This window comes from Verrucosispora sp. ts21, assembly GCF_002879555.1.
GTDB classification, from domain to species: domain Bacteria; phylum Actinomycetota; class Actinomycetes; order Mycobacteriales; family Micromonosporaceae; genus Micromonospora; species Micromonospora gifhornensis.
Genome location: NZ_PNOZ01000018.1, coordinates 19286 through 41187, shown reverse-complemented (window position 1 = coordinate 41187; position 21902 = coordinate 19286). Strand labels below are relative to the sequence as shown.

The 21902-nt window shown below is 70.5% G+C and carries 18 protein-coding genes; 7 read left to right on the top strand and 11 right to left on the bottom strand.

Annotated elements, in window-relative coordinates:
* Positions 1 to 34 precede the first annotated feature (34 nt).
* The 4 genes from C1A38_RS10320 to fabG all read right to left on the bottom strand — a co-directional run bounded on the left by C1A38_RS10320 (position 35) and on the right by fabG (position 3517).
* Complete coding sequence (locus C1A38_RS10320) at positions 35 to 910, bottom strand: HAD-IIA family hydrolase (RefSeq protein WP_199180166.1); 876 nt, start codon at positions 908 to 910, stop codon at positions 35 to 37.
* Entirely contained in the window at positions 859 to 1890 is a 1032-nt protein-coding gene (locus tag C1A38_RS10315) for a ferrochelatase (protein WP_102657618.1), read from the bottom strand. The genes C1A38_RS10320 and C1A38_RS10315 overlap by 52 nt, the downstream gene beginning before the upstream one ends.
* Positions 1891 to 2002: 112 nt before the next feature.
* A complete protein-coding gene (gene fabI, locus C1A38_RS10310; RefSeq protein ID WP_102657617.1) occupies positions 2003 to 2770 on the bottom strand; it encodes an enoyl-ACP reductase FabI in 768 nt (255 codons plus the stop codon).
* Between the two features lie 42 nt (positions 2771 to 2812).
* The gene (gene fabG, locus C1A38_RS10305; protein ID WP_102657616.1) at positions 2813 to 3517 is read right to left on the bottom strand and encodes a 3-oxoacyl-ACP reductase FabG; all 705 of its coding nucleotides are present in this window, start codon (positions 3515 to 3517) and stop codon (positions 2813 to 2815) included.
* A gap of 533 nt (positions 3518 to 4050) precedes the next feature.
* Between fabG and C1A38_RS32185 the strand changes: the two genes are divergently transcribed.
* Positions 4051 to 4176 (top strand): hypothetical protein, encoded by a 126-nt coding sequence (locus C1A38_RS32185; protein ID WP_275409918.1) that lies wholly within the window; start codon positions 4051 to 4053, stop codon positions 4174 to 4176.
* An 83-nt stretch (positions 4177 to 4259) separates the two neighbouring features.
* Here the strand turns inward: C1A38_RS32185 and C1A38_RS10300 are convergent, their stop codons facing one another.
* Genes C1A38_RS10300 through C1A38_RS10290 form a run of 3 tightly spaced genes read right to left on the bottom strand, consistent with a single transcriptional unit; the run spans position 4260 to position 7317 of the window.
* Positions 4260 to 5210 carry a VWA domain-containing protein gene (locus C1A38_RS10300; protein ID WP_102657615.1) on the bottom strand — a complete coding sequence of 317 codons (951 nt, stop codon included), beginning with the start codon at positions 5208 to 5210 and terminating at the stop codon, positions 4260 to 4262.
* Entirely contained in the window at positions 5207 to 6229 is a 1023-nt protein-coding gene (locus C1A38_RS10295) for a DUF58 domain-containing protein (protein WP_102657614.1), read from the bottom strand. The genes C1A38_RS10300 and C1A38_RS10295 overlap by 4 nt, the downstream gene beginning before the upstream one ends.
* Positions 6208 to 7317, bottom strand: a complete 1110-nt coding sequence (locus C1A38_RS10290) for an AAA family ATPase (RefSeq protein ID WP_102657613.1) — start codon at positions 7315 to 7317, stop codon at positions 6208 to 6210. The genes C1A38_RS10295 and C1A38_RS10290 overlap by 22 nt, the downstream gene beginning before the upstream one ends.
* A 244-nt stretch (positions 7318 to 7561) precedes the next feature.
* Between C1A38_RS10290 and C1A38_RS10285 the strand changes: the two genes are divergently transcribed.
* From C1A38_RS10285 to C1A38_RS10265, 5 genes are all read left to right on the top strand, one after another.
* Positions 7562 to 7813 carry a hypothetical protein gene (locus C1A38_RS10285; RefSeq protein ID WP_102657612.1) on the top strand — a complete coding sequence of 84 codons (252 nt, stop codon included), beginning with the start codon at positions 7562 to 7564 and terminating at the stop codon, positions 7811 to 7813.
* Positions 7814 to 7865: 52 nt separating this feature from the next.
* On the top strand, positions 7866 to 8405 hold the full coding sequence (locus C1A38_RS10280; RefSeq protein WP_199180165.1) for a PH domain-containing protein: 540 nt from the start codon (positions 7866 to 7868) through the stop codon (positions 8403 to 8405).
* A 233-nt stretch (positions 8406 to 8638) separates the two neighbouring features.
* Positions 8639 to 10021, top strand: a complete 1383-nt coding sequence (locus C1A38_RS10275; protein ID WP_102657611.1) for a PH domain-containing protein — start codon at positions 8639 to 8641, stop codon at positions 10019 to 10021.
* Positions 10022 to 10130: 109 nt separating this feature from the next.
* Positions 10131 to 10535, top strand: coding sequence for a thioesterase family protein (locus C1A38_RS10270; RefSeq protein WP_102657658.1), 405 nt, complete (start codon positions 10131 to 10133; stop codon positions 10533 to 10535).
* A complete protein-coding gene (locus C1A38_RS10265) occupies positions 10532 to 11362 on the top strand; it encodes an MBL fold metallo-hydrolase (protein ID WP_102657610.1) in 831 nt (276 codons plus the stop codon). The genes C1A38_RS10270 and C1A38_RS10265 overlap by 4 nt, the downstream gene beginning before the upstream one ends.
* 97 nt (positions 11363 to 11459) lie before the next feature.
* Here C1A38_RS10265 and C1A38_RS10260 read toward each other — a convergent pair whose 3' ends face one another.
* Positions 11460 to 12395 carry a PfkB family carbohydrate kinase gene (locus C1A38_RS10260; protein ID WP_102657609.1) on the bottom strand — a complete coding sequence of 312 codons (936 nt, stop codon included), beginning with the start codon at positions 12393 to 12395 and terminating at the stop codon, positions 11460 to 11462.
* Positions 12396 to 12795: 400 nt separating this feature from the next.
* Between C1A38_RS10260 and C1A38_RS10255 the strand changes: the two genes are divergently transcribed.
* Entirely contained in the window at positions 12796 to 13869 is a 1074-nt protein-coding gene (locus tag C1A38_RS10255) for a lytic polysaccharide monooxygenase auxiliary activity family 9 protein (protein ID WP_102657608.1), read from the top strand.
* Positions 13870 to 14037: 168 nt separating this feature from the next.
* Here C1A38_RS10255 and C1A38_RS10250 read toward each other — a convergent pair whose 3' ends face one another.
* The 3 genes from C1A38_RS10250 to C1A38_RS10240 form a co-directional block, all read right to left on the bottom strand.
* Positions 14038 to 14640: a hypothetical protein gene (locus C1A38_RS10250; RefSeq protein ID WP_102657607.1), complete on the bottom strand. Its 603-nt coding sequence runs from the start codon at positions 14638 to 14640 to the stop codon at positions 14038 to 14040.
* A 29-nt stretch (positions 14641 to 14669) separates the two neighbouring features.
* Complete coding sequence (locus C1A38_RS10245) at positions 14670 to 18206, bottom strand: S8 family peptidase (protein ID WP_158244882.1); 3537 nt, start codon at positions 18204 to 18206, stop codon at positions 14670 to 14672.
* A gap of 564 nt (positions 18207 to 18770) precedes the next feature.
* Positions 18771 to 21731, bottom strand: coding sequence for a helix-turn-helix transcriptional regulator (locus C1A38_RS10240; RefSeq protein WP_102657605.1), 2961 nt, complete (start codon positions 21729 to 21731; stop codon positions 18771 to 18773).
* Between the last annotated feature and the right edge of the window lie 171 nt (positions 21732 to 21902).

Genomic DNA, 21902 nt, shown 5'->3' with positions numbered 1-21902 from the left:
GCATGACGCCCGTCGCTACCTGATTCCCGTCGCGTCAGATCTCGTCGATCAGGTCGGCCACCGAGTTGACGATGCGCGACGGCCGGTACGGGTAGCGTTCCGCCTCCGTGCGGGTGCTGATGCCGGTCAGCACCAGGATGGTCTCCAACCCGGCCTCCAGCCCGCAGAGGATGTCGGTGTCCATCCGGTCGCCGATCATCGCGGTGCTCTCCGAGTGCGCGTCGATGGTGTTCAACGCCGAGCGCATCATCATCGGGTTGGGCTTGCCGACGAAGTACGGCTCCACCCCGGTCGCCTTCGAGATCATCGCCGCCACCGAGCCGGCGGCCGGCAGGGCCCCCTCGACCGACGGGCCGGTGGCGTCGGGGTTGGTGCAGATGAACCGCGCCCCGTCGTTGATCAGCCGAATCGCCTTGGTGATCGCCTCGAAGCTGTAGGTGCGGGTCTCCCCCAGCACCACGTAGTCGGGCGCGAAGTCGCTGAGCACGTAGCCGACCGCGTGCAGCGCCGTGGTCAGCCCGGCCTCCCCGATCACGTACGCGGTGCCGCCCGGCCGCTGATCGGCCAGGAACTGGGCCGTGGCCAGCGCGGAGGACCAGATCGCCTGCTCCGGCACGTCCAGACCCATCCGGGCGAGGCGGGCCCGGAGGTCACGCGGGGTGTAGATGGAGTTGTTGGTCAGCACCAGGAACGGCTTGCCGGAGGCCCGCATCCGCTTGATGAACTCCGGGGCGCCCGGCACCGGCTGGCCCTCGTGCACCAGCACACCGTCCATGTCGGTGAGCCAACTCTCGACGGGTTTACGGTCTTGCATGCTCGTCTCCGCAGGGGTGTCGGGGGGGTGGTCGCCAGGGCCGGTCAGGACGGACGGCGGGGCGGGACGCAACAGACCGAGGGGCAGGTGTCCCACATCGGCAGCTCGCCGAGACGGCGACGCCTGTCGGCCCCGGCCGGGTCGATGCGTTCCTGCACCAACTCCCGCACCATTGTCACGAAGCGGGGGTCGGTGCCCGGGGTTTCCGCGCGGACGTACTCCAGGCCGAGCCGGGTGGCCGTGTCCCGCGCCTCGGTGTCGAGGTCCCAGATCACCTCGAGGTGGTCGGAGACGAAACCGATCGGGCTGACCACCACGGCGGTGACGCCCTTCGCGGCGAGGGCGGTCAGGTGATCGTTGATGTCCGGCTCCAGCCACGGCACGTGCGGCGGACCGGAGCGGCTCTGCCACACCAGGTCGTAGGGCAGGTCGGGGGCGGCGGCCGTGTGCACCAGCCGGGCCGTCTCGGTGAGCTGCGCGGTGTACCGGCCGCCGTGCGGGCCGGCACTGTCCGCCATCGACACGGGTACGGAGTGTGCGGTGAAGACCAGTCGGGTGTGGTCCCGACGGGCCGGGTCGAGCCGGCTCAGCGCTGCCCGTACCGCGTCGACGTGCGGCTCGACGAAGCCGGGATGGTCCCAGAACTGGCGGATCTTCTCGATCACCGGCGCGTCCGGACCGACCGCGGCTCGGGCGGCGGTGATGTCCTCCTGGTACTGCCGGCACGAGGAGTACCCGCCGAAGGCGCTGGTGACGAAGGCCAACGCCCGCCGTACGCCGTCGTCGCGCATCTGCGCGAAGGTGTCGGCGAGCATCGGGTGCCAGTTCCGGTTGCCCCAGTACACCGGCAGGTCGAGACCGTGGGCGGCGAAGTCGGCGCGGACCGCGGCGAGCAGGTCCCGGCACTGCTGGTTGATCGGGGAGACGCCGCCGAAGTGCTGGTAGTGCTCGGCGACCTCGGCCAGGCGTTGCGGCGGGATGCCCCGCCCCCGGGTCACGTTCTGCAGGAAGGGCAGCACGTCGTCGGGCCCTTCCGGGCCGCCGAAGGACACCAGCACCACCGCGTCGTACGCCATGGTCCCATTCTTGCCCCTGCCAGGCGGCGATCGGGCAACGCCCCCGGGTCCCGGCCGTTAAGAGGGGCCCCCTGCTCTACCGCAGGCGTTAACAGGGGGCCCTTCCTTGCACCTACGCGCCGATGGCGTGGTAGCCGCCGTCGACGTGGACGATCTCGCCGGTGGTGGCGGGGAACCAGTCCGACAGCAGCGCCAGGCAGGCCCGGGCGGCCGGCTCCTGGTCGGTGAGGTTCCAGCCCAGCGGGGCCCGCTCGGACCAGGCGTCCTCGAACTGCTCGAAGCCGGGGATCGACTTGGCGGCCATCGTCCGCAGCGGCCCGGCGGCGACCAGGTTGCTGCGGATGCCCTGCTTGCCCAGGTGCAGGGCGAGGTAGCGGGAGGTGGACTCCAGGCCGGCCTTGGCCACACCCATCCAGTCGTACACCGGCCAGGCCTGGGTGGCGTCGAAGGTCAACCCGACCACCGCACCGCCCGGCGACATCAGCGGCAGCGCCGCGGTGGCCAGCGACTTGTAGGAGTACGTGGAGACGTGCAGTGCGGTGGCCACGTCCTCCCAGGAGGCGTCGAGGAACCCGCCGCCGAGGCAGCTCTGCGGGGCGAAGCCGATCGAGTGCACCACCCCGTCGAGGCCGTCGACGTGCTCACGCACCTTGTCGGCGAGCCCGGCGAGGTGTTCGGAGTTGGTCACGTCCAGCTCGATCACGGGTGCCGTCTCGGGCAGCCGCCTGGCGATCCGCTCCACAAGCGAAAGCCGGCCGTACCCGGTCAGCAGGACCTGGGCGCCGTTCTCCTGGGCGAGCTTGGCCACCGAGAAGGCGATGGAGGCGTCGGTGATGACGCCGCTGACGAGCAGCCGCTTACCGGCCAGCAGTCCGGACATTATGCTCATTCCTCCGTACTCACGTTCAGTGGCCGGCTCGGCTCAGTGACCCATGCCCATGCCGCCGTCGACCGGGATGACCGCGCCGGAGATGTAACCGGCGCTGTCGCCGGCCAGCCAGGTGACGGCCGCGGCGACCTCCTCCGGGCTGGCCATCCGGCCCGCCGGGATGGAACTGAGGATCTCCGCCTTGCGCTCGGCGGAGAGGTCGGCGGTCATGTCGGTCTCGATGAAGCCGGGCGCGACGACGTTGGCGGTGATGTTGCGGGTGCCCAGCTCGCGGGTGATCGAGCGGGCAACTCCGACCAGGCCGGCCTTGCTGGCCGCGTAGTTGACCTGGCCGGGGCCGCCGGAGAGGCCGACCACCGAGGAGATGAAGATCATGCGGCCCCACCTGGCCCGCAGCATCTTCGACGACGCCCGCTTGGCGCAGCGGTACGCCCCGGTCAGGTTGGTGTCCAGCACCCGGGTGAACTGCTCCTCGGACATCCGCAGCAGCAGCGTGTCGTCGGTGATGCCGGCGTTGGCGACAAGCACCTCCACCGGGCCGAACTCCGCCTCCACGGCAGCGAAGGCCGCGTCGACCGACTCGCTGTCGGTGACGTCGCACCGCACGCCGAAGATCCCGTCGGGCGCTCCGCTGCCCCGGTGCGTGATCGCCACCCGGTCACCCTGCTTGGCAAAGGCCTGCGCGATGGCCAGCCCGATGCCGCGGTTGCCGCCGGTGACCAAGACAGTTCGAGACACGTACGTCCCCTCCAAAGATCGCTGCGGGTTGGAGACTAGGCGCTACCGCACAGTAATCGCTAACCCGACCCACGTCACCGCACGTACGGTGATCACTTCCACCTCGGATGACGGACGGCGTCGACGGCAGTTCATCCCGCCGTCGACCGGTCGCGGCCAGCCTTTCCGGTCTCCGCCACCGGCCGGAGGCGGGCAGTCGTATCCCGGGGTCCGGCGGTGGGTCGGCCGGATGCGCCCGCTTCGATCGCGGGTGTACGCTGACTCCCGCTTGCGGGTCGCACGGCGGCCCGTACCGCCCGGACCGACCCGACTTCAGGAGGTGATCGCTGTGCCAGATAGCGATCCTCCCAGTCGTGGCCGGGCCGACCGCCAGTCACGCTGAGTATCCCTCCGCCTGAGCTGGCCCGCTCCCCGCGCACCCCGCCACCGCCGTCCGGCCCACAAGCCGGTCGAGCCTGCGGGTGCCACCCGGAAGCCCCCCGGTCACGACTTCGTGTGTGTGCGTCCCCGATTCACTCCTCGCCGGTCCACCCGTGTCCCGGGCCGACGAACCGCTCACCCCGGAGCCTGTCATGAGCCGCTACGTCGCCCCGCTGGGTTTCACCCTCGCCGCCGTCTGGGTTGCCGTCCTGTTCGTCCTCGCCAGCGGCAACCACTGACCACCCACGCCCCTCAACAGCCCCGAGTCCCGCACCATCGCACCAACCCGCGCGCTGACGCCGCCGGGGCGGGGGGTGCGGGGTCAGAGCATGCGCGAGGACCAGAGGAGGCTGGTGGCGCCGGCGCAGAGGGCGAGCAGCAGTGCGATGCCCGCGTACCACTGGGTGATCTCGCGGGCTTCGGTGCGGAAGCCGATCGAGCTGCCCATGTCCTGGTACACCTGCTTCAACTCACTCACCGAAGCGGCCTCGTAGAAGTAGCCCTCGGTCGTCTCGGCCAGCGCGGCCAGCGCCATCCGGTCCACCGGTACCCGTTGCAGTTGTCCGCCGATGGCGACGTGGCCGGCGTCGGTGCCGAACGCGATGGTGGAGACCGGCACGTTCGCCGCCTGCGCGGCGGCAGCGGCCTCCTCCACCGATCGGCCGGCCGTGCGGAAGCCGTCGGAGAGCAGCACGATCCGGGCCGGCGGGATGCCGGCCGCACCGTCGGCCGGGACCGACCGGATCGCCTCCAGGCAGGTGAAGACCGCTTCCCCGGTCGCCGTCGCCTCGGCCAGCACCAGGCCGTCGATCGCGTTGGTCACCGCCGGGCGGTCCTTGGTCGGCGGCACCAGCACGTTCGCCGACTTGGCGAAGGAGACCAGGCCCACGTTGTACGTCTCGGGCAGTTCCCGGACGAACTGTTTGGCCGCCTCCTGGGCCCCTTCCAGCCGGGTCGGCGACACGTCGTCGGCCTGCATCGACAGTGACACGTCGATGGCCAGCATGATGGTGGCGCGTTCGAGCGGTTCCCGGGTGTCCATCGCCGGGCGGGCCAGGGCGCCGGCCAGCACCAGCAGGGCGAGCAGGAACGCGGTCGCCGGCACGTGCCGCCGCCAGCCCAACCCCTTCGGGGCCACGGTACGCAGCAGGTCCACGTTGGTGAACCGCATCGCGTAGTCCCGGCGACGCAGCTGACGCCAGACGTAGAGCGCGGCCAGGGCGAGCACCGGCAGTACGGCCAGCAGCCACCACGGTTGGAGCAGTCGGATCATCGTGTCGTCCCCCGGGTACGCGCGTGCCGTTGCGCGGCGACGAAGCGCACCATGTCCAGCAGCCAGTCTCGGTCCGTACGCAGTCGTAGGTGTGCGGCACCGGCGGCCCGCATCGCGGCGGAGATCTCCGCCCGTTGGGCGGCTGCCGCAGCCGCGTACCGGTGCCGCAGGCTCGGGTCGGCGGTCTGCACCTCGTGCAGTTCCCCGGTCTCCGGGTCGACGACCGGAAGCACCCCTACATCGGGCAGCTCCAGTTCACGCGGGTCGACCACCTCGATCGCCAGCACGTCGTGGCGTACCCGCAGTTTGCGCAGCGGGCGGGCCCACTGGGTGGGCGGGGCGAGGAAGTCGGAGATGACCACCGCGACGCCACGCCGTCGGGGCGGGCGGTTGAGCATGTCCACCAGGGCGCCGAGGTCGCTGCGGCCGGGCCGGCTCTCGGTGGCGGCGATGGCGCGCAGCATGCCCTGCGCCTCCTTGCGCCCGGAGCGGGCCGGCATCCGGACCAGTCGCCCCGGCCCGACCGGCGCGGGTGGCGACCGGCGACCCCGGCGCGGCGCGGGCACCTCGTCGCCGCTGCCGACCACCGCGCCGATGCGGTTGCCGCCGCGTACGGTCAGGTGGGTGATGGCCGCCGCCGCGGCGATCACCACGTCCCGTTTGAGCCACCGGCCGGTGCCGAAGTCCAGGCTCGCCGACAGGTCCACCGCCAGCCAGGTCTCCAGTTCCCGGTCGGCCACCGTACGCCGCACGTGCGGCGTGGTGGTGCGGGCGGTGACCGGCCAGTCCATCCGGCGTACGTCGTCGCCGGGGCGGTACTCCCGCGACTCCCCCGCCTCGCTGCCCGGCCCGGGCAGCAGGCCGGCGTAGTCGCCCTGCAACAGGCCGTCGAGCTTGCGGGTGACAAGCAGTTGCAGCCGGGACAGCACCGCGCCGGAGCGGTTGTCCGTCGCGTCGGGTGCGCGTTGCCGGTGGCCGGCGGGAGGGGTGGTGGAGGTCACGGCCGCTGCCCGGGCCACCCCGAGGTCGGTGCCACCGCGGCCGGTGGTGTCGGGGTCGCCTGCTGCCGGGGCGCCACGGACGGCATCGGGATGGTCGACATCACCCGGTGCACCACGTGGTCGGCCGGCACGTCGTCGGCGAGCGCGTCGTAGCTGAGCACCAACCGGTGCCGCAGGATGTCCGGCGCGATGTCCTGCACGTCCTGCGGCAGGGCGTAGTCGCGGCCGCGCAGCAGGGCCAGCGCCCGGGTCGCCCGGACCAGCCCGAGCGAGGCCCGTGGGCTGGCACCGTACTGGATCAGTTGCGCCACGTCGGGCATGCCGTGCTCCGCAGGCGTACGCGTGGCCAGCACCAGCCGTACCGCGTAGTCGACGAGCGCGTTGTGTACGAACACCTGGTCGGCCTTGTTCTGCAGGGCGATCAGGTCGTCGGTGTCGAACACGGCGGTGGGCTCGGGTGGCGCCACACCCATCCGGTAGACGATCTCCCGCTCCTCGGCGTCGGTCGGATAACCCACGACGATCTTCATGAGGAAGCGGTCCCGCTGCGCCTCCGGCAGCGGGTAGACCCCCTCCTGCTCGATCGGGTTCTGCGTCGCCATCACCAGGAACGGGTTCGGCACCCGGTGACTCTCCCCGCCGATGGAGACCTGCCGCTCGCTCATCACCTCCAGCAGCGCCGACTGCACCTTGGCCGGCGCCCGGTTGATCTCGTCGGCGAGCAGGAAGTTGACGAAGACCGGCCCCAACTCGACGTCGAACTTCTCGCTGGACTGCCGGTAGATCCGGGTACCCATGATGTCGGCCGGCACCAGGTCCGGGGTGAACTGCACCCGGGCGAACGAGCCACCGACGACCTTGGCCAGGGTTTCCACCGCCAGCGTCTTGGCCACTCCCGGCACGCCCTCCAGCAGGCAGTGCCCCCGGGCGAGCAGGGCCACGAACATCCGCTCCACCATCCGGTCCTGCCCGACGATCACCCGTTTGATCTCGAACAGGGCCCGCTCCAGCAGGCCCGCGTCCTGCGCCGGGGTGGTCGGTGCGCCGGGCGTCTGCGGCGGGGTCCCGCTCGGCGTCGGGGCGTCGGGCGTGGTCGGCTGGGCCACCGGTCCTCCACAGCATGAATCGGTCGTCGCGGCGTGTGCGCTACCAAGCCTCGCATGCCCGGCTCGGTACGGACGGCGGGAGCGACCGATTTTCGCCACGCCGTCCGTCGCCACGCCAATCGCCGATCACCAGTGGACAGATGACGCCCCGGCGTGTGTACCATTCATCCGTCGCCGGGCGGCTTCCCCCGTGGTCGCCCGGCGCTCAATTCTTCTCCTCGTCCGCCGCCCTAGACTGGCCGGGATGAGCGAGCCCGATCCCCCCACCACGACCCTGGTCTGTTCGGCCCGTGGGTGTCACGCCCCGGCCGACTGGTCACTTCGGTGGAACAATCCGCGCCTGCACCAGCCCGAGCGACGCAAGACCTGGCTCGCCTGCGACGCGCACCGTGGTCATCTCGGTGACTTCCTCACCGCGCGGGGCTTCCTGCGCGAGGTCGCCCCGCTGACCGAATCGCCTACGCTTCAAGAGTGGAACGAAAGGCCCGTCCCGTGAGCGCGAGGAGTGAGCTTGCGAGCCCCGCAGTCGCGAACGAAAGGCCCGTCCCGTGAGCGGTGAGCAGGTGGGTGGCCAGGTGCCGGCGTCGGCTGTCGGGCAGCCCGGCCCGCTCGAACCGTGGCCGAACACCGTCCGGTGGCAGTCGATCTCGTCCGATCTGATCTGGGTGGAGTTGCTGCGGCTGTCCGGCGTGGTGGTCGTACTGTCGATCATGATCGGGGTCGCCTGGGGGTTCACCGGTGCCTGGCCCTTCGGCCTGGCACTCGGCGTGGTCCTGGTGTTCGCCGTCTGGCGGGCGGTGACAATCGTCCGGGCGGTGCGTGCCTGGGGCTACGCCGAACGGGAGAACGACCTGCTGGTGCGGCACGGGCTGCTGGTCCGCCGGCTCTCCATCGTGCCGTACTCCCGGATGCAGTTCGTCGATGTCAGCGCGGGTCCGCTGGAGCGGGCCTTCGACCTGGCCACCGTGCAGCTGCACACCGCCGCGGCGGCCAGCGACGCCCGGGTGCCGGGTCTTCGGCCCGCGGAGGCGTCCCGGTTGCGCGACCGGCTCACGGCGCTCGGCGAGGACCGGGCGGAAGGGCTGTGAGCGACCACACCGGCTGGGACTCGGAGCGCGCCACGCCATCACCCGGCACCACACCGCCATCCGAATCGCCGACGGGTCTCCCCCCGGCCGGGCCACCGGTCGGACCACCACCGGCAGGAGCGCCAGGGGGCTGGTCACCGCCGGGTTGGCAATCGCCGGGCTGGCAACCACCCGCCGGGCCGCCGGTCGGGCCGCCGCCGGCGGGGTATCCGCTCGGGTATCTACCAGGTGCGGTGCCGCCGCAGTATCCACCCGACGGGTGGTCGGGGCAGCCGGGCGCGGCACAACAGGCCCGGCAGCGGCTGCATCCGTTGAGCCCGGTGCTGCACAGCGCGAGGTCGCTGGTGGTGGTCATCGCCGGGCTGTCCTGGTCGACGTTGTCCCGGGTCGGCTTCGGCTGGTTCGCGGCGATGGTGACCGTGATCGTCCTGGGCGCTGCGGTGCTGGCCGTGGTGAGTTGGTACAACACCGGCTATCAGGTGGTGGGCCGCGAGCTGCGGATCCACGAGGGGCTGCTCTGGCGGCGGACCCGTGCGATCCCACTGGAGCGCCTCCAGGCCGTCGAGGTCGTCCGACCGCTGCTCGCCCAGCTCACCGGGCTGGCCGAGCTGCGGCTGGAGGTGGTCGGCGGAGGTAAGACCGAGGCGCCGTTGGCCTTCCTCAGCGTCACCGAGGCGTCCGCGTTGCGGCAACGCCTGCTGTCGCTGGCGGGCCGACCGTCTGCCGGGGCACCGGCTGCCGGGGTGCCGGGGGGCGCGCCACCGTACGCACCGACGGCCACGCCGGCCAGTGCCGAGCCGTCGACCGGCCGGCCACTGCACTCCGTACGCAACCAGGATCTGCTGGTCAGCCAGTTGCTGACCCCGCAGGCGTTCCTGCTGCCGTTCGGTGTGGTCTTCGTGGCCGCGCAGTTCCTGTCCGAGGGCACCTGGTCGTTCATCGCGGTGGCGAGCACGTTGACCGCGATGGCGGGCATCGTGTTGCAACCGGTACGCCGGGTCCTCGACGACTGGCAGTTCCAACTGGCTCGCGACGACGACCGCCTGCGCATCCGCAACGGCCTGCTGGAGACCAGGGTGCAGACCGTACCGCTGCACCGGGTGCAGACCATCGGGGTGACCTGGCCGCTGCTCTGGCGGTTCAAGGGCTGGTTGCGGCTGCGCCTGGAGGTGGCCGGCTACACCGCCGGCGAGCCGGACCAGCGCAGTCGGCCGGATCGTCTGCTGCCGGTCGGTGACCTGCCCACCGCCGAGGCGATCGTGGCCGAGGTGCTGCCGGGGGTCGACCTGTCGGCGCTGCCGCTGACGCCGCCGCCGGTACGGGCCCGCTGGCTCAACCCGCTCAGCCGTCAGGTGCTCGGCGCAGGCCTCACCGGGCAGGTCTTCGCGGTGCGTTCCGGCCTGCTCACCCGCCAGGTGACAGTCGTGCCGTACGCCCGGTTGCAGAGCGTCCGGGTGGTGCAGGGGCCGTTGCAGCGCCGGCTGCGCCTGGCCACGGTGCACGCCGACACGGCGGGCGGAGCCGGGGCCGCGGCGGTGGACCGGGATCTCGCCGAGGCGTGGGCGCTGGCGGCGGAGTTGTCCGCACGCGGTCACGCCGCCCGCCAACAGGAGTGATCATGCAGCGCCGGCCGGCAGCGGCGGGTCGCGGTTGTTCGGGCCCTGATCGAGCGTGATGGTGGCCGTCTGCGCGCCCGGGGTCGGGGCGAGCACCTACGCTGTGGCCATGCAGGAGCAGCTGGATCGTGTCCTGACGCCGGGCCTGGCGGCCCGGGTCGAGTTGACCGTCACCGACAACGACACCGCCCAGGCCGTCGGCTCCGGTGACGTGCCTGTGCTCGGCACCCCACGGGTGCTCGCGCTGGCCGAGGCGGCGACCGTGGCGGCGACCGCCCGTCACCTGCCCGCCGGGACGACCACCGTCGGCACCCGCGTCGAACTGGAGCACCTGGCCGCGACGCCGGTGGGCCGTACGGTGGCGGCGCAGGCCCGGCTGACGGCTGTCGACAAGCGGCGGCTGACCTTCGAGGTGACAGTCGTGGAGGGCGAGCAGACGATCGCGCAGGGACGGGTGGAGCGGGTGGTGGTCGACCGGCAGCGCTTCATCGAGCGGGCGGGACGGTCGTCATGACCGGCGGTTTCGTCGAGGTCGCCGACCGGGTGCTGGTGCTGCGGGAGCCGTTGCTCGCGGTAAACGTCACGCTGGTGCTGGGCGACGGGGAGGCGCTGCTTGTCGACACCCTGTCCACCGTCGGGCAGGCGGTCGAGCTCTGCGCCGCCGTACGCGCGGTCACCGGTGATCCGTTGACCCTGGTCAACACCCATCACCACTTCGACCACTGCTTCGGCAACGCCACCCTCGCCGGCGACCCGCCGCGCCCGATCTGGGCGCACGAACTGGCCGCGGCGGCGTTGCGCGACGACCCGCAACGGCTCCGCCGCGAGGCGTACGCGGAACTGCGCGACGAGCACCCCGGGCTGGCCGACGAACTGGCCGAGGTCACCGTGCTGGCACCCACCCACACCGTCCACACGGAGGCCACCCTCGACATCGGGGGCCGGCAGGTGGTGTTACGCCATCCCGGTCGGGGGCACACCGACGCCGATCTCGTGGTGCACGTACCCGACGCCGACGTGCTGGTCGCCGGTGATCTGGTCGAGCAGTCCGGGCCGCCCGCATTCGAGGATTCCTACCCGTTGCAGTGGCCCGACGCGCTGGCCGAACTGCTGCGCTGGACGACCGACTCGACGGTGGTGGTGCCGGGGCACGGTACGCCGGTGGACGCCGACTTCGTCCGGGCACAGCACGCCCAGTTGGTCGAGTTGGCCTGGCTGATCCGGGCCGGGCACACCGGTTCGACGCCACCGGAACGGGTCGCCGCCGATGCACCGTTCCCGGCCCGCCCCGCGCTGCTGGCCGCCCGCCGCGGCTACGCCGAACTGGACGGCACCGCCTGACCTGACGCCGGGCGCGCGTGACCTGATGCGGGCCGCACCTGTGGTGCCGACCTGGTACAGGGCCCGCTTGGCCTGATGCGGGGCGTGCCTGGCCCGGTCAGGTGGGGAAGCGGTCGGCAACCTCGGCTCGGGTGGGCATGGCAACGGCGCCGCCGGCACGCTCGCAGACCAGCCCGGCGACACGCAGCGCGAAGGCGACCCGCTCGGTCCACCCCGTCGGGTCGGTCGGCTCACCGGCGACCAGTAGGTCGGCGACGAGGGCGGCCAGCACCGAGTCACCGGCTCCGGTGGCGTCGACGGCTGTCACGCTCGGCGCTGGCACCCGTACCGGATCGGCACCGGCGGCGGCGAGCACCGCGCCGGCGGCACCGAGGGTGACCACGACGGTGCCCGCCCCCAACTCCCGCAGGTAGGCGGCCACACCCTCGACCGGCTCGCCCGGATAGAGCGCCTCCGCGTCGGCGCTGCTCAGCTTGACCAGGTGTGCCCCGGCGGCGAACTCGGCGACCACCTCGCGCAGGGCGACCAGGGCCGCCGGGCCGGACAGCAGCCGTGGCCGGACGTTGGGGTCGAACACCCGCAGGCCGGTCGCCAGCGACCAGGCCCGCCGCGCGGCGGCCAGCGGCCCCGGCGACAACAGCACGATCGAGCCGCAGGAGAGCACGTCCGCGCCCTCGATCAGCGCGACGTCGAGATCGTCCGGCTTCAACAGGGCGTACGACGGCGGATCGCCGTAGAAGCGGAAGTCCGGCTCGGCGCCGGTGAAGGTGGCCACGGCCAACGTGGTCGGTACGGCGGCGGTGACCGTGCCGGCCAGGCCGACCCCGGTGGCGGTGAGGAAGGTGCGGATCCGCTCGGCCAGGGCGTCGTCGCCGAGCGAGCCGACGAACTGCGCCGCACCGCCGAGCCGGGCGATGCCCACCGCGACGTTCAGCGGGGCACCGCCGATGGCCTGCCGGTAGACCGGCACGCCGTCGCATTCCATGTCGAGCAGGTCGACGAGGGCCTCGCCGAGCACCACCGCGTATCCCATCGAGCCGGTCCCTCCCGTCGGCAGTCGTACGGCTCAGGCTGGCACAGTGTGGGCGGGTCGGGCGCGCAAGCCGCGGTATTGGACGTGGGTGGAAATCGGACATCGAGAAATGACTATTGCGCCGTTGCGCCCGGCATGCTGGGATAGGTAGTGCCGGGTGACGCGGGGCTGCGCGTCACCGGCGCCGGGTTCATCGCACGCGAGGGCATTTACGCGTCGACCGAATGCTGACGGCACCCGCCTGTTGGGCCATCCGCCCTGGGCGCAGGTAGCCGCATCGATCGCATCCGCCACAGCAGCGGGTCAGACGTACCTCGTCACCCCGCGCGTTCCGGCGGGGCCACCAAACCGGTGTCCCCGCGAGTCAGGAGAACCTGTGCACCGTCCTCGTCTGGCCGCGATGTTCTTCGCGGCCGTCACCCTCGCTGCGAGCGCGGTCGTCGCCGTGACCGCCAGCCCCGACCCGGCCGCCGCGCACGGCGCGGCGATGACGCCGGGCGCCCGTACCTACCTCTGTTGGCGTGACGGGCTCTCCCCCACCGGCGAGATCCGTCCGCAGAACCCGGCCTGTGCGGCGGCTGTCGCGCAGAGCGGTACGAACTCCCTCTACAACTGGTTCAGCGTGCTGCGTTCGGACGCCGGCGGTCGCACCACCGGCTTCATTCCGGACGGGCAGCTGTGCAGCGGCGGCGCGACCGGTTTCCGCGGCTTCGACCTGGCCCGCAACGACTGGCCGTTGACCCACCTGACCGCCGGTCGCTCCATGGAGTTCCGGTACAGCAACTGGGCCCACCACCCGGGCACGTTCTACTTCTACGTGACCAAGGACAGCTGGAGCCCGACCCGGGCCCTTGCCTGGGACGACCTGGAGGCGCAGCCGTTCCTGACGGTGACCAACCCGCCGCAGCGCGGCGCGGTCGGCACCAACGACGGTCACTACTACTTCACCGGCACCCTGCCGGCGAACAAGAGTGGCCGGCACATCATCTACTCCCGCTGGGTCCGTTCGGACAGCCAGGAGAACTTCTTCGGCTGCTCCGACGTGGTCTTCGACGGCGGTAACGGTGAAGTGACCGGCATCGGCAACGGTGGCACGAACCCGCCGCCCACCACGCCGCCGCCCACCACGCCGCCGCCGACCACCCCGCCGCCCACCACTCCGCCGCCGGCGGGTAACGGTGGCTGCTCGGCCACCTTCAAGGTGACCAACAGCTGGTCCGGTGGATTCCAGGGCGAGGTGGAGATCAAGAACACCGGCACCTCGCCGTTGAACGGCTGGGCTGCGAGCTGGACGTTGTCCAGTGGCCAGCAGATCAGCCAGGTCTGGAACGCGACGCACACCACGTCCGGATCGACCGTGACGGCCCGCAACGTGTCGTACAACGGCTCCCTGGGGGCCAACGGCACCACGAGCTTCGGCTTCCTTGCCAGTGGAAGCAGCTCGACTCCGACGGTCACCTGCAGCGCCAGCTGACCATCAAGCACCACGAAGGGGGCCCCGGTCGGGGCCCCCTTCCACTTGTCCGCTTGCGCCTCAGCGCCGGTCTCGGCACACCGGCCGCCACTGACAAGGGCGCGGCCGGGGCGAGACACTCTCGCCCCGGCCGCGCCCCGGACCGGGTCACCCCGTCCGCGGTACCGCTCAGCGCAGCCGGTACGCGGTGGGGATGGTTTGCTTCACGGTATTGCCACCGCTGTCGGCCGCGCTGATCCGCAACCCGACCCCTTCGGCGGCCTGGCCCCGCTTCGGGTGCTTGACCGTCGCGGTGTAGGTGTTCTTCCCGGCGGCCTTCGTCGGCGCCGACTGCCAGCTTCGGCCACCGTCGAAGCTGACCTCCACGCGCAGATCAGTCACCTTCGGCGGCGTGCTGAGGCCCTCCTGGTAGTAGCCGATGATCGTGACCTGGTGCACGCTCCCGGCCTTGACCGTGTTGTCCAGGTCAAGACCCAGGTCGTAGCGGAGGAAGATCAGCGGTTCCGGGCGGCACTCGCCCACGCCCCCGACGACGTCGCCCATGCAGGGTTGCAACTCCGAGACGTCCGCCTCGGTCGGCTTGCCCGAGGTGTACTCCCACACGGTCTTGACGCCGTTGGTCTCCGCCTCGAAGGTGTAGCGGGCCGATTCCGGCGGCAGATCATAGGCGACGATGTCACCAGCCGCCGCGCATCCCAGCGCGACGATCCCCGCGGCTACCAGCCCCGCGAGTGTTGCCTTTCGCCGCAACCACGGCGACGTCGTGTTCATTGCCTCGGCCTCCCTTTTCGATTCGGCCCTCATCGCTGGCCACCAGAGGTCCGGGACACCGGGTCGCCGGCCGCATCGCTGCCGATCACGGCGGAGACGGGCGCGAGCCGGCGTTCGAATTCGTTACCGGACTCATCGGAGAGCCTGAAGTCACACGCGGACGACTCGCAGTTGTTGATTCCGAAGTAGCCCTCGGCGAGCCCCGCGTTGTTGACGATGCCGATCATCGCCTGGCGGCTGCCGGTGCTGGTGGTCAGATACATGTTCGGGTAGAAGGTGTCAGCCTGCCGGCACCCTGCGCAGAGCGTTCCCGTGTCGAGGGTGAAGCCCGACCTGGTACGGACCTGCGGCACCGCACCGGGCAGGGTCGGACCGGTGTTCCAGTAGACCGTCTGCGCCACACCGGCCAGCAACTCCTGGTCTTCCTGCTGATTCGACGATGGCATAGGCGTTTCGGTGTGGTCGACCCACGTGAAGGCGAACTTGTTGATGGCGTTCTTCTGCCGGGTGACGAACGTGGTGAGCATGTCTTGCGTGCTCGTGAGCGGCAGGCTGGCGGACACCGGGTCCGGGCCGGTTTCGGTCCACTGCCCCCACGTCAGGCTGGAGACCTCTCCCGGCCGGTTGGCGTGGAAACGGTGGTCGACCCGGTCAAGGTCGTTGTGTCGCACCTGGTACGGCAGCTTGTTGGGCACCCGACCCGAGTCGTGGAACGCGAGGGTGTAGACCTGCGGGTCAGGGCTGCCGCCGAGCTTGATTCGGACGGACGAGGCCTTCTTCGGCTTGGCCTCGAGCCGCGCGATCAGCTGGTTGGCCTCATCCGCCGGCACGGTCAGGATCGGCAGCGCGGCGTACGGTTCAATTGCCGGGCAGCTCTCCGGCCCGTCCGGGCAGCTGATGACGGGCTCGACGAACGTCAGTCTTTGCAGACCCGGCGGGCCGGCCACCAGCACGCCGACACCCCCCGCGGCAGCCACCGCCGCAACCCGTTCGCGCAGCGAGGTGACCTGACAGGTCGTCGCCGGGCAGATGTCGGTAGGTGTCAGCAGGACCAGCTTGCCCCTGGCGTCGATCTTCGCCAGGTCGTCCGGCAATCCCGTGCCGCCGTAGACGACAGTCTTCGTCCCGCTGTTCGGCAGCCGGGGAACCCGCAGCCGCAGCGGCTGGTAGAGAGTCTGCTCCCCCTCCGTCCACTGCAGGTCGTTGCGATACACGGAGCTGTCGGGGGTGCTGTAGCGGGCGGACAGGTCGAAGGAGCTGCCCACACCGGTGACCTTCATGGTGATCAGAGGTGTGGTCTGCACCAGGTAGGTGCTGTGGGTCAGGGTGCCGGTACGCACCTTGTCGGTGGGCAGGGCCCACCAGTTCGGGTCGTACGCGCCGTAGTTCGATGCGGTCTGCTGCGCCGTCATGCCCCAGTCACCGGTGGCGGACGTCCGTTGGATGACCTGGGCCGCGAAGTAGGTTTCCGTCGGCTTCGGGGTCTTCGCCCTGACCGGCTTCGCCTTGCGCAGGTCGAGGGTGACGCTGGTGGGCCTGCTCAGCTTCACCTCGGCGGCCATCGGGAGTGCGCTGCGCTGCTCGCCGCGCGCGTCCTGCCAGGTGACCGAGAGGGCGGCGGCGAAGGTGCCCTCGAACAGGCGTGCGGTCATCCGGTTACCGCCGGGCACGCTCACCGCGTCGTCGTGCAGGTGCACCTTGTCATCCACGGGAACGATCAGTGCGTTGCCGTACCTGACGGAGGTGGCACCGGTCGGTGGGATGACGTCGATGGTCAGCTCGATGCGCTCCGGCTCGAGGAAGGCGCTGATCCGATTGGACGCCTGCACGACGCCGTCGGCATCCCGAGCTGTCAGCACACCGGTGTAGCTGCCGTACTGCCCACCGCGCTCCAGCACCCTGCCGTCCACGGTGGCGGTCACCTCCGTGGTCCCTTGCGCGGGCACGGTCACCTGGTCGGTGTCGAAGCTGAACAGCCCTGCGGGAGGGGACTGGCCGTTGGAGGCGACCGAGGCCGAGAGATTCAGCGTGATCGGCTGGTCGGTGTGGTTGGTGTAGGTGAGCGTCCTGACCACCGGTGAGTGGGGGTAGGTGTCCCGGCCGAAGTGCAGGTTTCCGGTAGTGGTGATGGTCGGGTCGACGGCTCGGGCCAGGTCGACCCGGCCGACACCCTGGGCGTACACGCCGTGCCCGAGGTCCACGGCGGTGGACATCAGGTGCCCCTTGATCTCTTGCCCGGTCAGCTCCGGGTACTTCTCCGCGATGATGGCCGCGGCTCCGGCAACGTGCGGGGCGGCCATCGAGGTGCCGCTGGCGCTGGTGTAGTGCTCGCCCGCCACGGTACCCATCGCCGTACCGGCGGCGCGCGCAGCGACGATGTCGACGCCGGGAGCGGCGATGTCCGGCTTCGCCGCGCCGTCTCCTAGTCGCGGTCCGCGGCTGGAGAAGTCGGCCATGGCGTCTTCCTTGTTCACGGCCGCCACGGTCAGCGCCTCGTCGGCGGCTCCCGGGGCTCCGACGGTGCTGTCGCCTGGCCCGGAGTTGCCCGCCGAGACGACGAAGAGGGTTCCCGTGTCGCGGCTCAGGTTGTTGAGCGCCTCGCTCAACGGGTCGGTGCCGTCGGTGGCCCCGCTGCCGAGGCTCATGTTCACGACCTTGGCGTCGGAGTGGGCAGCCCACTCCATACCGGCGATGACGGCATCGGTGGGGCAGGAGCCGCCGTCGTTGCAGACCTTGCCGACCATGAGTTTCGCCGCCGGCGCCACTCCCTTGCGCAGTCCGTCGGAGGCGGCACCGCTGCCGGCGACGGTAGCCGCCACGTGCGTCCCATGCCCATGCCCGTCCTTCGGGCCGCTCGCGTCACCAGTGAAGTCGACCTGCTCGACGATCTTGCCAGCCACATCCGGGTGGTTGGGGTCGATACCGCTGTCGAGTACCGCGACGGTCACACCCGATCCGTCGTAACCGCGGTCCCACACGATCGGCGCGTTGATCTGCGCTACGGAGGTGTCAAGGTTGATGCGAGCCAGTTCGTTGAGCCATACCTTCTTGACTCCGGACAGTGCACCGGCCGTCCTGGCGGCCGCCATGCCGATGTCGTCCTTGCCGCGTACCTCCTGCCACCACTGGCCGTCACCGTGGATGTCCATCGACTGGGCATTGATACTGGCCAGAGTGGACCCCGCTCGTGCACCGGCCACCTTCGGTGCGGCCCGCATCGGGAGGTTCTGGTGGTAGGTGATCAGCACCGGCACCCGGCCGACCGTGCCCTCCGCCACATGCGCGGCCAGCTTGGCAAGGTCGAACAGACCCCAGTCCAGCAATCCCTGCTCGATCAGCGACAGGGCGTCGTTCGGTACGACGTAGACGCTGCCCTTTTTGGTGACGGTGTGGAAGGTGACAGTTTCGCCGTCGGGTCTGGGGGCGGCTTCGATCTCCCGTACGACCGGCTTCGCGTCCGCGCCGATACCGACATGCACCTTGTCACCGGTGATCAGTGTCAGCGGCAGGCTTGCGCCGGAGCCGGCAGCGACCCGCAGGGCGTCTTCGCCAATGGTCAGCGGCAAGCTCCGGGGCGTCGTGACATCCGGTCGCGGATCCTGCTGGGTTGGCGTGTTGGCGTTCGCCGGCGAGGTTGACACGACCATCCCGAAGATGGTCAGACCGACGGTCAGGGCGCCCAAGCGTCGCCCGATAGGCTTCATCGCCGGACTTGGCCTCATCTGTCGGCCTCCTGCCGAGGTACGGTTTGTGACTCGCCTTGGTGGTGGCTTGTGGAACGCAATGAATTCCTCCTGCTGACTGGTACCTGTTCCGCCGACGTATCGAAAAATGGTCGGGCAGCCGAATGAAGAAACCCCACTCCGACCCTCGACCTCCTCACTAGAGCGGCTCGTACTCGCCATCTACATCGAGTCCACTCGCATCGATATTTATCGGTGTGCTGGCCGAGTCGATCGGCGATCCTGCCAGCTCTGCCTGGCCCTTCGACCCGCTCGACGACTCCGGCGAGCTGTCTGATGACTCAGGCATAGACGGCTGTCCTGGCTCCATGAGGACAGTGTGGGATCACGTTGGCCGTAGATCGATTGGCCAAGTGCAGGATTTAAACCGTCCGCCCACCCACGGAATTACTTCGTGCCACCTGACGGCGGCTGAATTTTTTCGTCCTGCGCCGGTGGGAGTGTCTCTTGCTCGACGAGGCCAAGTTCCAGGATCTTGAGTGCGAGTCCCGTACGAGAGGCCACCTGCAACTTGCGCATGGCCGACTTGATCTGGCTGGAGACGGTCTGCGTGGACACCATCAGCTCGTCGGCGATCTGGCGGTTCGTCCACCCACCGACCAGCAGGCGGGCAACTTCGCGCTCGCGCGGCGACAGTTGGTTGCCGTAGCTCGGCCGGCCGCGGCCCCGCGTCATGCCGCCTCTCCACCCGTACTCCCGCAGAACCTGCACGATCCGGTCGGCGTCGACGCCGGCGCCCAGTTCCGTCAGGGTCCGTGCTGTCTCGGCGAGCATCGGCAGGGCGACGTCGGGTTGGCCGACGGTGAGCAGGCAGCGGGCGTGGCGCTCGCGGGTGAGTAGCGCATCGTACGGGCGAGGCAGCGCCTGCCAGGCTGCGACCGCTTCAGCGAACAGCGCGGCGGCCTGGGCGGCCTGCCCGCGGGCTTCGGTGAGGATCGCGCGGCACAGCGCCAGGGATGCCTGCGGTGCCGGGGCGGGCGCGTCGCCCAAGGCGCGCTGGAACGCGACGACCAGGTCCTCGGCCTGGTCGATCCGGCCGGCGGCAACCAGAGCCTCAACCCGCACTGGCGCGATCTCCGCGCCACGCGGCCAGATCCCGTTGCGGAGCGTCACCTCTCCAGGCTCCTCGGTCATGCGGAGCGCTTCCTCGACACACCCGTCGCGCAGTCGCAGTCGGGCCAGCGCTGCCGTGGACTCGATGCGTTGCTGATCGTCCCGGCCGGCAAGGAGCAGATGGCGTTCCGCCTGTTCCCGCTCTCCGGTGAGCGCACATAGCAGGCCCGCCACCAGGGCCGCCTCGCGCTGGTCCTTCAGCCACACGCCGTCGTGCGCGGCCATCAGTGCGGCGACCCGGTCCGCCAGGCCGGCCCAGGCGCCGGTGAACCAGTCCAGGTGTGCCTCGATCACCGCGACAGCGCCGAACAGCATCTCAAGCTGGTACCTGTCGGCAAGGTCTCTGGCCTTGGCCAGTCGCAGGCGGGCCTCGTCGTATCGCCCCCACCGAATCGCCATCTCGGCGATATTCGCGTGGCTCGCCGCGATCAGCCCACGTTGGCGGGGATCCGAGCTTTCCTCGGGAAGCTGCCGCACCTCGGCCCAGGCGGTCTCCTCACCGAGCATGAGCAGCGCGAACGTCCGCTCCTGGAGCAGGCGTAGTCGTTCGTACGGCGTGATCGACATCGTGGCCGCCGGTACCTCGCGTAGCTGACGCAGCTGCTCCTCGGTCAGCCGGGCGGTGCCGGGAGAAAGGGCAAGGAAGATCCGTGCTCGCGCGGCCTGCTCCGAGTCCGGCGCCAGATTGACCGTCGCCTGCTCGACCTCGAGTCGGGCCTCCTCCCAGTCGCCCGCCACCATGAGGACCCGGCCGAGCTGGAAACGTACCGCTGCTTCCTGCTGCGACGTCAGCGCTTCCTTGCGCAGCGCGGCCCGCAGGACACCGACGATGTCCGAATACGGGTCCGCGTCGGGCAACGGCTGGAACTGAATCTTCATCACGAGCCGCACCAGCGATTCGACCGGCAGGTCAACGGTGGTGACCAGCCGATGCAGCAGGAGTGCGGCCGTGGCCGCGTCACCGGACTGCGCAGCGAGGTCGGCTGCCTGTTCCGCGTATCGACACCATGCCTCGGTCTCGCCGGCCTGCCGGAAATGGTGGGCCAGCTGCGCTACCGGCGGCAGCACCGATCCTTCCAGTGCCCTGCCGGCGCGCAGATGCATGAGGTGGCGGTCCGGCACCGCGACGGCCTCATACACCGCGCGGCAGGCCAGGGAGTGGCGGTACGACACCTTCCCACGCCGGTCCTCGCGGAGCAGGCCGCAGCCGAGCGCCTCCGCTGCGGCGACGCCGGCCCGCTCCGGCGGCAGACCGGCGACCGCGTTGAGGGTCACGTAATCGGCGGGGGCGGCGAGCACCGCGGCGGCACGCAGGATGGCGACGGTGTCGGGCCGCAGTCGTGCGACACGTTCGAGCACGGCGTCACGGATCGTCGGCGGCACCTCGATGTGGCTCAGCCGACGGCGCGCCCAGCCGCCGGCAAGGCGGATCAGGTCGGCACGTTCCCGCATGAGGCGTATGGATTCCTCCATCGCCATGGGTACGCCGTCGGTGCGTTGGTGCAGGAAGGCCGCGAACTCGGCGGAGACGTGCTCGTCGGCCAGCATCGAGGAGACGAAGGCTGCGGTGTCATCGATCGACAGCGGCTCGAGTTCCATCCTGGACAGGCGAGCGTCAGCGGGCAGCCGAGAGGACAGCCGCAGGAGCAACGAGTCCGACGGTAGCTCCTCGGGCCGGTAGGTCACGACTATGCTCGCCGGCTGAGGGCGACGCGAGACCAGGAACAGCAGGAACTCAAGGGTGGCGTCGTCGGCCCAGTGCACGTCCTCGATCGCCAGCACTGCTACGTCGAGGCGGCCGAGCAACTCGACGAAGGCGCGGAAGAGTCGGTGCCGCGCTGCCGTCGGATCCTCGATCGGCTCCGGTGCGGGCGGCAGGTCGGCAGCCCATTCGGGGAACAACGGCCGAAGCGCTCCGGCCAGGCCGCTCAGCCGCAGCCCGGCGACATTGCCCACGCCTTCGCGCACCGCGTCAACCACTGCGCCGAGGGTGTAGGGCTCACGAAGGGGTGGGCAGGACCCGACGAGGGCCCGGTGGCCCTGACCGGATGGAGATGCCAGGTACTCCCGCAACAGCCGGGTCTTGCCGATGCCCGCCTCGCCCTCCAGCAGGACCACGGCGGGCGGTTGTCCGAGGGCGACGGACAGCGCCCGCATCTCGCGGCCCCGTCCCACGAAACGAGGGGTGGAGATCGTTGGCAGTTGCCGTCGATCGACATCAGTTCGGCTGTTCATGGCCGCCTCCTCCGGCAGATCACCGGTCGGCCGACTCTGGCCTGGAGGCTAGCCCATGATCAAACTTTAGCAAATATTACTCGTCAGTAACCGATCTATCTCTCGTTGAAACGGACCACTTGCTGATGACGGTAGGCCAATGTCCATACAAGACGGAATGGCCGGAATCCG